This window comes from Maribacter sp. Hel_I_7 (genome assembly GCF_000688315.1).
Classification (GTDB): Bacteria; Bacteroidota; Bacteroidia; order Flavobacteriales; family Flavobacteriaceae; genus Maribacter; species Maribacter stanieri.
Genome location: NZ_JHZW01000002.1, coordinates 1,388,853 through 1,401,343, shown reverse-complemented (window position 1 = coordinate 1,401,343; position 12,491 = coordinate 1,388,853). Strand labels below are relative to the sequence as shown.

Annotated in this window: 14 protein-coding genes; 8 read left to right on the top strand and 6 right to left on the bottom strand. The window is 35.6% G+C overall.

Translation table 11 applies throughout. From position 1 onward, the window contains the following. Nucleotides 1-56 precede the first annotated feature (56 nt). Nucleotides 57-854, bottom strand: coding sequence for a universal stress protein (locus tag P178_RS0107575; protein ID WP_027065651.1), 798 nt, complete (start codon nucleotides 852-854; stop codon nucleotides 57-59). Between the two features lie 53 nt (nucleotides 855-907). On the opposite strand from P178_RS0107575, the gene P178_RS0107570 reads away from it, so the two are divergent. The 7 genes from P178_RS0107570 (at nucleotide 908) to P178_RS0107540 (ending at nucleotide 6,656) form a co-directional block, all read left to right on the top strand. Beyond that, entirely contained in the window at nucleotides 908-1,408 is a 501-nt protein-coding gene (locus tag P178_RS0107570; RefSeq protein ID WP_027065650.1) for a GNAT family N-acetyltransferase, read from the top strand. 12 nt (nucleotides 1,409-1,420) lie between these two features. Then, complete coding sequence (locus P178_RS0107565; protein ID WP_027065649.1) at nucleotides 1,421-2,755, top strand: MATE family efflux transporter; 1,335 nt, start codon at nucleotides 1,421-1,423, stop codon at nucleotides 2,753-2,755. 69 nt (nucleotides 2,756-2,824) lie between these two features. Continuing rightward, a complete protein-coding gene (locus tag P178_RS0107560) occupies nucleotides 2,825-3,592 on the top strand; it encodes an enoyl-CoA hydratase/isomerase family protein (protein ID WP_027065648.1) in 768 nt (255 codons plus the stop codon). 214 nt (nucleotides 3,593-3,806) lie between these two features. Next, a complete protein-coding gene (locus P178_RS0107555) occupies nucleotides 3,807-4,232 on the top strand; it encodes a hypothetical protein (protein ID WP_027065647.1) in 426 nt (141 codons plus the stop codon). Between the two features lie 56 nt (nucleotides 4,233-4,288). After that, a complete protein-coding gene (locus tag P178_RS0107550) occupies nucleotides 4,289-4,738 on the top strand; it encodes a 6-pyruvoyl trahydropterin synthase family protein (RefSeq protein ID WP_027065646.1) in 450 nt (149 codons plus the stop codon). An 83-nt stretch (nucleotides 4,739-4,821) separates the two neighbouring features. Further along, nucleotides 4,822-5,808: a hypothetical protein gene (locus P178_RS0107545; protein ID WP_036145864.1), complete on the top strand. Its 987-nt coding sequence runs from the start codon at nucleotides 4,822-4,824 to the stop codon at nucleotides 5,806-5,808. 83 nt (nucleotides 5,809-5,891) lie between these two features. After that, nucleotides 5,892-6,656, top strand: coding sequence for a UDP-2,3-diacylglucosamine diphosphatase (locus P178_RS0107540; RefSeq protein ID WP_036145862.1), 765 nt, complete (start codon nucleotides 5,892-5,894; stop codon nucleotides 6,654-6,656). A gap of 639 nt (nucleotides 6,657-7,295) precedes the next feature. Here the strand turns inward: P178_RS0107540 and P178_RS0107535 are convergent. From P178_RS0107535 to P178_RS0107515, 5 genes are all read right to left on the bottom strand, one after another. Further along, nucleotides 7,296-8,558, bottom strand: a complete 1,263-nt coding sequence (locus P178_RS0107535; RefSeq protein ID WP_027065643.1) for an MFS transporter — start codon at nucleotides 8,556-8,558, stop codon at nucleotides 7,296-7,298. A 104-nt stretch (nucleotides 8,559-8,662) separates the two neighbouring features. After that, on the bottom strand, nucleotides 8,663-9,025 hold the full coding sequence (locus P178_RS0107530; protein WP_027065642.1) for a hypothetical protein: 363 nt from the start codon (nucleotides 9,023-9,025) through the stop codon (nucleotides 8,663-8,665). 62 nt (nucleotides 9,026-9,087) lie between these two features. Further along, complete coding sequence (locus P178_RS0107525) at nucleotides 9,088-9,474, bottom strand: VOC family protein (RefSeq protein ID WP_027065641.1); 387 nt, start codon at nucleotides 9,472-9,474, stop codon at nucleotides 9,088-9,090. Then, entirely contained in the window at nucleotides 9,471-11,159 is a 1,689-nt protein-coding gene (gene recJ, locus P178_RS0107520) for a single-stranded-DNA-specific exonuclease RecJ (RefSeq protein ID WP_027065640.1), read from the bottom strand. Before recJ ends, P178_RS0107525 begins: the two co-directional genes overlap by 4 nt. Before the next feature lie 146 nt (nucleotides 11,160-11,305). Continuing rightward, nucleotides 11,306-11,734, bottom strand: coding sequence for an OsmC family protein (locus P178_RS0107515; RefSeq protein ID WP_027065639.1), 429 nt, complete (start codon nucleotides 11,732-11,734; stop codon nucleotides 11,306-11,308). Between the two features lie 122 nt (nucleotides 11,735-11,856). Here P178_RS0107515 and P178_RS0107510 point away from each other — a divergent pair, with 122 nt between their 5' ends. Continuing rightward, the gene (locus tag P178_RS0107510) at nucleotides 11,857-12,459 is read left to right on the top strand and encodes a carboxymuconolactone decarboxylase family protein (protein ID WP_027065638.1); all 603 of its coding nucleotides are present in this window, start codon (nucleotides 11,857-11,859) and stop codon (nucleotides 12,457-12,459) included. Nucleotides 12,460-12,491 lie beyond the last annotated feature (32 nt).

Here is a 12,491-nt window from a genome sequence, read left to right as displayed (position 1 = left end):
AAAAAGTCGGGCAGGCTAATCCCAAAAAATCTTTTAACAAGCCATCAAAGTACTACTTAATCTTTCTTTACACTTAATACCAATACTGGTACCGGGGCATAAAATTCCGATTTTGCGATGGTACTTTTCTCCCATAATTTCTTGAAAAAACCACGTTTTCTTCTAAAAACACACAATAAATCGGGGTGTTTTGCTTGAAAATGCTCTAATACACCATGGTATGTAGTTGAATTATCAGTAAACGTTAATTGCGAACTGATATCCATTAAAGCAGTATTTATTTTTAAATCGTCATCTGAATATCCTGGTGTTTTCACCATCAATAAATTCACACTTGAATTATGCTTATTCTTAATTTCAATTAACGGATCTAAAATTCTTTTTCTTTTTAGAATACCCGATTTAAAAGCAACCAAAATGCTCTTAAATTCTTTATAAGACGTTCCTTTTGGCACTATCAATGTAGGAATGTTGGTTCTTTTTATAATGGCACCAGAGGTTTGCCCTAAGTAGTTCTCTTCTTTAATATCATTACTTCTAGGAGCCAAAATTATAAGGTCTATACCTATACCCTTATTAATCTCTTTTAGTCCGTCTTTTAGCTCACCGTTAAAGCTTGCTATTTTAATAGAAACATTTTTGGTCTCTACTCTTCCAATAACTTCCTTTAATCGCTCTTTAGAGTTTTCGGCAACTTTTTGTGTAACGTTTGTAAGTGTTCCTGTTTTTCCAGTTACGTTGAAAACGTCCATTACATATATTGCTGCCCCAAAGGCTTCTGCAAAATCCACTGCATATTGTAAAGTTTCGTTAGCATTTGTAGAGGTCCCAATAGGAACAAGAATATTCATCATGATAAAAAGTGTTGATTATAACTCTAAATTTACAATTTAATTAAATTGCTTCAATGATAGAACCTGCAAAGATCTCGCAAATACCCGAAATTTTATCCATGACCGATGCTTGTAGAATTGCAATGGAAGAAAATGGTATTTATCAATGGACAACAGCATACCCATCTAAACAAGCATTTGAAAAGGATATAGAACGCAATGAACTTTATGTTCTTTTACAGGATGATGAAATAGTAGGTTGCGTTGTTATTTCATTATTTATGGATGAAGAATACCATTCAGTAAACTGGTTGACCGAAAATGGTACTAATTATTACATTCATCGTTTGGCGGTACATCCTAAATATCAAGGCAAAGGTTTAGCCCAGCAGTTAATGGCTTTTGCAGAAAACTTTGCTAGAGAACATAATGCCCTCTCCGTTAGGTTAGATACCTTTAGCCAAAATAAAAGAAATCAGAAATTTTACGAGCAACGTGGCTATACCAAATTAGGGGATATCTTTTTTCCGAATCAAAGCCAATATCCTTTTCATTGCTACGAACTCGTATTATAGAAACCATATTTTTTGAAAACGTCCGTTAACTTCAAATCTATAAATGCTTTAGCTATTCCCGCAACTATTGCCGGTATTGCCGAACCTTTATTGTCCATTACAGATACAGCCATTGTAGGGAACATTCCTGTTGACGGATTAGAGTCTTTAGCCGCCGCTGGTATTGTTGGGTCTTTTCTTTCTATGCTCATCTGGATTCTTGGGCAAACCCGTAGTGCCATTTCAGCAATTATTTCTCAGTATTTAGGCGCAGGCAGACTAGAAGAAGTTAAAACATTGCCCGCACAGGCCATTTACCTCAACATTGCTTTAAGCATACTTGTTTTGCTCTCTACCATATTTGTAATTCAAGAAATATTTGAGCTTTTAAACGCTAAAGGAAAAATACTGCAATACTGTATTAGTTATTATTCTATTCGCGTTTGGGGATTTCCATTAACCTTATTCGTTTTTGCCGTAATGGGTATTTTTAGGGGACTACAGAACACATACTGGCCTATGGTCATTGCCATAACCGGAGCCATTTTGAATGTCATTTTTGATTTTGCTTTTGTATACGGTATTGAAGGTTTTATACCCGCAATGTACTTAGATGGTGCTGCTTATGCAAGTTTATTGGCACAAGCAATAATGGCGATTATGGCCTTCTATTTACTTTGGACAAAGACAGATATTAGCTTGAAACTAAAATTACCGATGCACCCAGAATTAGGTAGATTGATTGTCATGAGCCTAAATCTATTTGTACGTGCAATTGCCCTTAATACCGCTCTTATACTTGCTGTACGAGAGGCAACCGCTCTTGGCGACAAATACATTGGCGCGCATACCATTGCCATAAACCTATGGCTTTTCTCCGCATTTTTTATAGATGGCTACGGTGCGGCAGGTAATATTATGGGCGGCAGGTTATTGGGAGAAAAGAACTATGATGAGCTCTGGTTACTCGTGAAAAAAATAACTAAATATGGACTTTTGGTAAGTGTAGTTATTATGGCTCTGGCGACTATTTTCTACAAACCCTTAGGAAGCTTGTTTTCTAATGAAAGTTTAATGCTATCTGCCTTTTACGGCATTTTTTATATTATTATTCTAGGGCTTCCTGTAAATACAATTGCCTTTGTTCTTGACGGAGTTTTTAAAGGTCTTGGTGAAATGAAATATTTACGAAACACCCTACTGGTAGCTACATTCTTAGGTTTTGTACCCATGCTGTTTTTAGGGAAATATCTTAACTGGGGATTAACAGGAATTTGGTTATCCTTCACCGTTTGGATGTTTATAAGAGGCGCCGCTTTGGTGTGGAAGTTTAGAAACAAATTTAAACCTTTATTGCAAAATCCGTAGTTTTGTATCAGCTGCTTCTAGATAAATTTCGAAGTATGTAATCTCGATTATCGAGTCAAATATAATGCTATGGTCACTACAAGAAAAAATGGAAGTTTATATACACGAATAGATGGTAAAGTTGCTCACGTAGAGTTTGGGCACCCTGCCAGTAATTCATTCGTTTACGAACTACTAGAACGCTTAACAGACACTATTAATGAGCTATCTGATAACGAAGCTATTTCTGTTATCCTATTAAAATCTGAGGGTGAAAAAGCATTTTGTGCCGGCGCATCTTTTGATGAACTTTTAGAGGTATCTAATTTAGAAGAAGGTAAAGCATTCTTTAGTGGTTTTGCTCATGTGATCAATGCCATGAGAAAATGTAAAAAAGTAATTGTAGGTCGTGTACATGGTAAAACCGTTGGTGGTGGTGTTGGTCTTGCTGCTGCCTGTGATTATGTGTACTCAAATGTAAACGCATCCATAAAACTATCAGAACTTAGTATAGGTATCGCACCTTTGGTTATTGCACCCGCAGTAGCGCGTAAAATAGGAACTGCTGCCTTAGGCGAAATGTCATTAGCACCTACCGAATGGAAGAGTGCTTATTGGGCTCAAGAGAAAGGACTGTTTAATAAAGTATACGACTCTGCACAAGAAATGGACAAAGAATTAGACTTCTTTATTCACAAATTGGCAAGCTATAATCCTGATGCTTTAACAGAGTGGAAGAAAGTTTTGTGGGAAGGTACCGACCATTGGGATACCTTATTGACAGACCGCGCATCTATTACAGGAAAATTAGCCCTTTCCGATTTTACTAGAAATGCACTGTCAAAATTTAAAAAATAAACAATAACTGAAACAGCGGTTCGTTCTGTTTCTAAATAATTATTATGGAATTCTTTCAATTTTTAAACGGAAACCTTGTTTTTCCAGTGCTTGCACTGTCTGTATTGATCATCTATTTTGTAAATAAAGTACGCGCAAAAAGAAAATACAAAAGGTAATCTAATACCCTACGCAACTATTTTGCACTTGTACATCTCTTAATAAAGCTTTCTTTATGTACGCAAAAATCTTTCTAGTATTTATTTCCCTATTTCTGGTTACTTGTAGTAATAAAAATGAACCAGAGCTACAAGATTGTAGCATGGTAGCTTGTACCCTTAATTTTGTAACGATTTCGGTTATCTTAAAAGATGCATCTGGCGCAGCTGTTGCATTAGACAGCTATGAGATTATAGATACTGAAACGGGTGAAAACCTGGCAACAAATTTTAATGGCGAAGAATATCAGTATTCCAAAGAACAAGGTATCTATCCTATTCTTAGTGATGCCCATCGTGTTCAATATCAAAATAAGTCAGCAACTCTTACCTTCAAAGGTTATATTGACAATGAAGAGGTCATCAACGAAGTTTATGAAGTTGGTGCAGACTGCTGTCACGTAAGCTTAATAACAGGAAATACGGAGATTGTTTTAGAATGATTTCTAAGCTATAAATCCTATCAAAGTTCCCTACCTTTGCCATATAATTATAGGCTATGAGTAACATTCGTATTACCAAACAATTCAATTTTGAGACCGGTCATGCACTTTACGGTTATGACGGTAAATGTAGAAATGTACACGGTCATAGCTATAAACTATCTGTAACCGTTATTGGTCGTCCTATTACGGATACCAGTCATGTAAAATTAGGAATGGTAATAGACTTTGGCGATTTAAAAAAAATTGTAAAAGAAGATATCGTAGACATTTTTGATCATGCCACTGTTTTCAATAAGAACACACCGCACGTAGAGCTTGCAAAAGAATTAACAGACAGAGGGCACAATGTAATTCTTGCCGATTACCAACCTACTAGCGAGAATATGGTGATAGATTTTGCAGCAAAAATACAGTCTAGACTTCCTAAGAACATTTCATTATTCTCTCTTAAGCTTCAAGAAACCGACACCTCTTTTGCAGAGTGGTATGCCAGTGATAATTAAGTTGAACTAAACTTAACTGTTAACTTTCTTTACATCATTTAAAATTGTTTTATTTTAAGGGTAATCTCTTAATATATAACAACATGGTAAAGCATCACATTTATTGGTGGAATCTTGAAAACCTATTCGATATTGAAAATTCCCCTAGAAGAAGTGAGTTTTTAAATAAACACTTAGGCAAAGAGCTTGACGGATGGAATGCTACCGTTCTCAATCAAAAAATTACCAACCTTACTTTAATTATATCAAAATTCAACAACAACCAAGGACCTGATATCTTGGGTGTATGCGAGGTTGAAAATGAATTTGTTATTGAATTGCTCATTGCTTCCATGAGCGCTGCGCTTAATAAAAACTACGCATTTGTAATTTCTGAAGGTGACGACAAACGAGGCATTGACACCGCACTTATATATGACAAGGATAAATACGGTCCAGAACAGTCCACCTTTAGTTTACGTATCATAAAAAGAAATACTACTAGAGATTTATTTCAAGTTCATATAAATACTGAAAATGGCAATAAGCTTGTTTGCATACTTAACCATTGGCCATCAAGATCAGGGGGAGAATTAGAAAGTGAACCATTTAGAATTATGGTAGCCGAGAACTTATCGTATTGGATCGAAAGAATTTATGAAGAGCAGGGTAAAGATGCCAATATTTTACTGATGGGCGATTTTAACGACAATCCGTATAACAAAAGTATTACGTCGTATTTAATGGCCATCAATAATAAGGCTTTGGTAAAAAGTAATAGAGTACGGTTAAAGTATTTCTATAATGTAATGCATAAGTTTCTGGATGCTCAAATTGGTACGTTTGTCTTTGGCAACGAGTATAATTTGTTAGACCAGTTTATGATTTCTAAAAGTATTTTATCTGAAAAATCTGAATTGCCATTTAAATTGAGTACTGCAGAAATTATTGCTTACCCTGAGCTCACTTCTGGTTCCTACCAAAAACCTGTGAAATTTGGCAGACCTAATTCATCCACATTTAATACAAAAGGATACAGTGATCACTTACCAATAAAAATAGTTCTGAACGAAAAAGATGCTTCCGTATAAATTGTAGGGGTTATTAAAACCATGTCTTATTTTGACCTTGGTATTCCCTTGGTCCGCAAAACAGTTATTATCTTTACATTCTGATGACGAACATTGAACTTCCTGCAGGGAAAAAAGTATATTTTGCTAGCGATAATCACCTAGGTGCACCTACTATGAAAGAAAGTAGGCAGAGAGAACTCAAATTTGTTCGCTGGTTAGATACGATTAAATCTGATGCAGCTGCTATATTCTTAATGGGCGATCTGTTCGATTTTTGGTTTGAATACAAAACCGTAATTCCAAAAGGATTTACTAGAACTTTAGGAAAACTTGCAGAACTGTCTGATGCCGGTATAGAAATACACTATTTCGTAGGCAACCATGATTTATGGATGAACGGTTATTTTGAAGAAGAATTAAATATACCTGTATACCACAAACCTAAACAATACTCCATTAACGGAGCTTCATTTTTTTTAGGTCACGGAGACGGATTAGGACCAGATGATAAGGGTTTTAAAAGAATGAAGAAGGTTTTTACGAACCCCCTGGCTAAATGGTTCTTTAAATGGCTACACCCAGATATAGGTGTTCGGTTGGCCAAACATTTATCTGTAAGCAATAAGTTGATCAGCGGTGACGACGATGCTAAATTCTTAGGTAATGATAAAGAATGGCTTGTACAATATGCACATAGAAAATTAGAACAACAGCATTATGACCATTTCATATTTGGACACAGACATTTGCCGTTGGAGATAAAACTGAAAGAAAATTCAAAATACACCAATCTTGGTGATTGGATCAATTACTACACCTATGCCGAATTTGACGGCAAGGAACTTTCTTTGAAGAAATTCAACTAAATAATAGCAAAAACATCGACGAACTACACATTTTTATTTGTAATCCTTTTCTTACAACAAGAATTGAGGTGTTCACAACAATAGTTTTCTAAAACTAGTAATTGATTATATCTTTACAGTGTTATTAAGTTTAAGTGTTGATCCCAAATCTTCACATTACCTACAAGTTCACCCCCTTAATGACCCATGTCTTAAGAATACCTACTTTAAAGAACAGCCCCTATTTTAGGGGCTTTTTCGGTATTTAATTTTTTAAATACAGAAGCTAATTTTTTATATTCTCTAAGATATAAATACCTCCACAAAATCTACTTTTAAAAATATATTATAAAATAACCTGCAATTTTTAATTCTCATCTGCATCCTATTTACCCTAATAAATATCAAAAAATATACATTAAAAAACCATCAAACCACATGTAATCCTTTTCCTACAACTTAAATTTAGCACTTGACAACAAAAGTTAGTACAAACTACACATTGGTGATACCTTTACAGTGTTGTTTAGATTAAGTGTTGATTCCCAAATCTTCAATTTACCTACAAGTTCCCCCACTTAAGACCCAAATCTTAAGTACCACTTACAATAAAAAAAGCCCCTAAATTAGGGCTTTTTTTATGTTCTATTTTTAAAGCAGTTAGCTTTCATGCTCTTCAACATCTTTCTGTAAATCTAACTTACGGAAACCAGGAGAAACAATTGCCGTAAGTCCAACTGTTAATAACGTCATAGTACCACCAAAAACAACTGCTGTTACCGTTCCCATTAGTTTTGCGGTTACGCCACTTTCAAAAGCACCCAGCTCATTAGACGAACCTACAAACATAGAATTTACCGAAGCTACACGACCACGCATATTGTCTGGAGTTTTTAATTGTAATATAGTTTGTCTAATAATCATTGAAACCCCATCTACAGCCCCGCTTAAAAACAGAGCTATAACAGAAAGCCAGAAATAGGTAGATAGACCAAATACAATCATACATACTCCAAAGCCGAACACTGCAATCAATAATTTCTTACCTGCATTTTTATGTAACGGAAACCTTGTTGAACCAAGCATAGTTATTGCCGCACCAACTGCCGGTGCAGCTCTTAATACACCAAAACCTTCTGAGCCTACATGTAAAATATCTTGTGCAAAAATGGGCAATAATGCCACTGCACCACCAAATAAGACCGCGATCATATCTAAAGTTAAGGCACCTAATATCGCTCTAGTCTTAAATACGAAATTCAATCCTTCTTTTAAACTTTGAAAAACCGGTTCTCCGATCTTAGGGTTAAGTATTGGCTTCTTAGAAATATTAAATAGTGCCGTCAACGCAAGTAATGAAAACCCGAAAATGACACACATAGACCAATGTACGCCAATTAAGCTTATGGAAAACCCAGCTAATGCCGGACCAAGTACAGATGCCATTTGCCATGTTGTACTGCTCCAAGTTGCTGCATTTGGATATATTTTTTTGGGAACGATCAAAGCGATAAGAGAAAAAATAGTTGGTCCTAAAAACGCTCTCACTAGTCCACCAAAAAATACAAGAGTATAGATGCCGTATAGAATTGCTTTGGTGTCATAAGTTTCTAAAACCGAAGGTAGGCTCAACATAAATAACCCGAAACTTATAACGGAAAACCCAAAAATACACTTGATTAACAAATTTCGCTTTTCTTTCTGATCTACGATATGACCAGCAAAAAGTGCCATACTTACTGCAGGTATTACTTCCATTAACCCAATTATACCTAATGATAATGGGTCTTTTGTCATGGAGTAGACTTGCCACTCTATTACAATAAATTGCATAGACCAGGCAAAAACCATAGCAAAGCGAACTAAAAGAAAAATATTGAATTCCTTAAATCTTAAGGCAGCATAGGGATCATTTACGCTCATAGGGCAATCACTAAATAGGGTCCAAAGATATTTAATATATCATTGGAGATATGAAGATTTATCAACTAATTATAGCACAAATCTGAGCAGTTCTGTAACATTAACTATTCTATACCCAGCTCTCCAAAAAAGGAATCTAACTCTAATTTAAACAACGTACCACTAATTAAATCTCTGATTTCTATAGCCTCTTGATAGCTTACTGCAAAAGTTATTTGGTGGGCAGGACTATTCAATAAAAGAGACCTACACGATTCTTTTGTTTTACAATCACCACACAGATTACCTTTTCCATTCTCTATGGTGTTCGTAATACATTTAGAAAAATAGCGTAATTCACTTTGCGTAAGCAGTAAGCCAATATCCCTGAAAATTACCTGAACTTTGTTTGATTGACTGGGTTTATCTTTTTTCCACTGAAAGGCTATTCCAAAATCATTTTGGTATATAGGTTTGATATCGTTCATAAGAATCTACATATTTAGTATAAATATATGAATCTTATTTAGAATAATTATAAATAGTAATGTTAAATGGTGATTTCTATCTGATTACCTTCTGGATCCAAGACCACGCTTTCGTAATAACCATCTCCTGTAGTTCTGGGTTCGCCGTTAATTGTATACCCATCTGCACGTAATTCATCGGTCAGGGAATTAACTTTCTCTTTTGACCCCACCGACATTGCAAAATGTATAAATCCCGTACGTGTCGTATCAATATTAGACGACTTACCAATACTTGGTTTGTGCATGATTTCTAATCTTGCACCATCGGTAAATCTTAAAAAGTAAGATGAAAATTCTTTGGTAGGGTTATAATATTTCTCTCCAGATAAAGCATTAAAATATCGTTCATAAAATGTTCGCATCATTTCTAAGTCTGTAACCCAAATAGCAATGTGCTCTATTCTCATTTTATATCCTTTAGCTTCAATTGAATACTAATATTGCCTTGCCATTCATTTTCATCCAACGAAAAAACAGCATCAAAAGGTTTTCTGCCAGTAACTAACGATAATTTATCTCCCATATTAAAACCAATACCGTCAATTCTATGACTGTCTTCTTGTACTACCGCAATTTTTAAATGTGCCTCTTCTTTACCTACTCCTTTAGCATAGCCGGTATCGTGTACATTTTCTGCCATAAAAGTTGGAGACATATTACCTGGTCCGAATGGAGCAAACTGTTTTAAAATTCGCATTAATTTCGGATTAATATCCTTCAACTCTATAACCGCATCAATCGTAATTTCAGGAATCAACATCTGTGGATCAATGGTTTCCTTAACCACTTTCTCAAACTGATGTTTAAAGTTGTTGTATTGATCTTCTAACAAGGTTAACCCAGCTGCATATTTATGACCGCCAAATTGTTCTATATAATCTGCACATCCTTCTAGAGCATTGTATACATCAAAACCTTTTACCGATCGTGCCGAAGCAGCCAATTTATCTCCACTTTTAGTAAAAACCAATGTAGGTCTATAATAGGTTTCCGTCAATCTAGAGGCTACTATACCAATAACCCCTTTATGCCAAGAATCTTTATAGACTACAGAAGTGAAACCTTCTTCCTCTTCATTGTCTTGAATTTGTACCAAAGCTTCTTGGGTAATTTCTTGATCCAGCCCTCTTCTATCTGTGTTAAACGTTTCAATTTCAGAAGCGAATTTTATAGCTACATCCATATTCGTTTCCGTCAATAGATTTACGGCATGTTGGCCATGTTTCATTCTACCAGCAGCATTTATTCTGGGGGCAATTATAAACACTACGTCTGTAATGGTGAGAACGCTTTTGTTGATTTGATCAATAATAGCCTTGAAACCAATTCTAGGTTGCTGATTGATAACCTGTAAGCCATAAAAAGCTAATATTCGATTCTCCCCAGTTATCGGTACTATATCCGCTCCAATTGCAGTTGCCACTAAATCAAGGTAATAGATGACATCATCAATAGTTTCTCCTCTCCGAGAACCTAATGCCTGAATTAATTTAAAACCGACTCCGCACCCACATAATTCATCGTACGGATAGTTACAATCATCCCTTTTTGGGTCTAGAATTGCAACGGCATCCGGTAAGTCTTTACCTGGTCTGTGGTGATCACAGATTATAAAATCGATGTCCTTTTCTTTTGCATAAGCCACCTTATCAATAGCCTTTACTCCGCAATCTAAAGCAATGATTAATGTAAATCCGTTATCCTCAGCAAAATCAATTCCCTTAAAAGACACGCCATAACCCTCTTCATATCTATCCGGAATATAGGTTGCTACATTGGGGTAATAGCTTAACAAATAAGATGACATTAAAGCAACGGCAGTTGTACCATCTACATCATAATCTCCGTAAACCAAAATGTTTTCACCATCTACAATTGCCTTTTCAATTCTGGCAACGGCAATATCCATGTCTTTCATTAAAAAAGGGTCATGAAGGTCACTTAGTTGTGGGCGGAAAAAATTCTTTGCTTCTTCGAAGGTAGAAATACCTCGTTGTAATAACAGTTGCGCCACCAATTTATCTACCTGAAGCGCATTTGCCAAGGCATCAATGTCTTCTTGTTTCGGTTTCGGTTTTATGGTCCAGCGCATTTTAGAAGTTAAAGTGTTCAGTAATCAGTAACAGGTGGCAGATACAGTTCTCATAATATAATCTACATCGTCTTTGCGAGGTACGAAGCAATCTCTCGCTTAAGAAGACAAAACAAACAAATTGCTTCGTACCTCGCAATGACGTATTATTTCTTATGAAAAATAGTCTTGATATCCAGCTCAGCAAATTGTCTGAACATTTCCATTACACCACAATATTTTTCAATAGATAGATCTACCGCTCTTTGCAGTTTCTTTTCATTCAAGTTTTCACCATGAAAATGATATTCTATAACTACTTTATCATAAAACTTAGGATGCTCATCTGTAAGATTGGCAATTGTTTCAATATGAAACTCATCTACTTCAAGCTTCATCTTTTTAATCAATGCAGCTATATCTAAACCAGAACAACCTGCTAACGAAGAAAGCATTAAAGCCTTTGGTCTAAAACCACTACCATCACCGCCATCTTCCTTGGCAATATCTATTCTTAATGAATGTCCTGATGGGTTATTACTTTCGAAGGACATGTTGCCCAACCATTTTGTGCTAATATGATTTGTTGTGCTCATAATTTTTTGTTTCTTGTAGAATACAAAAATACAACAATATAGGCTGTTATATGATCCAACCAACTGATCAAAGCAGCCAATACTTAGTTAACTCATCTTAAATAAATACTTAAAAAAGACGTATGGCATTAGTAACACCGCTTGACCCAAACCATGACCCAGAAACTAAAGAATTAGCAGCGTTTTTCAATGAAACTCTTGGTTTTTGTCCAAATTCTGTTTTGACAATGCAGCACAGACCTGCCATATCTAAAGCATTTATAAACCTCAATAAAGCCGTTATGGCCAATGAAGGTCGCGTAACTTCTGCCCTTAAAAGAATGATTGCATGGGTAAGCAGTAATGCTACGGGTTGTAGGTATTGCCAAGCTCATGCTATTAGAGCTGCAGAACGTTATGGAGCAGAGCAAGAGCAATTAGATAACATTTGGGAATATAGAACTCATTCAGCATTTTCAGATGCAGAACGTGCCGCTTTAGATTTTTCTCTACAGGCTTCTCAAGTGCCTAACGGAATTGATGCCGAAATAAAAGAGCGACTTTACCAACACTGGAACGAAGGTGAAATTGTTGAAATGCTAGGCGTGATTTCTCTCTTTGGATATCTTAACCGTTGGAACGATTCTATGGGAACATCTATTGAAACCGGAGCCGTAGACAGTGCAGACCAATACTTAGGAAAACATGGTTGGGAAAAAGGAAAGCATGATGGATCGGTTTATTAACTGATATATTCAGCTTAAAAAACTTATAAATG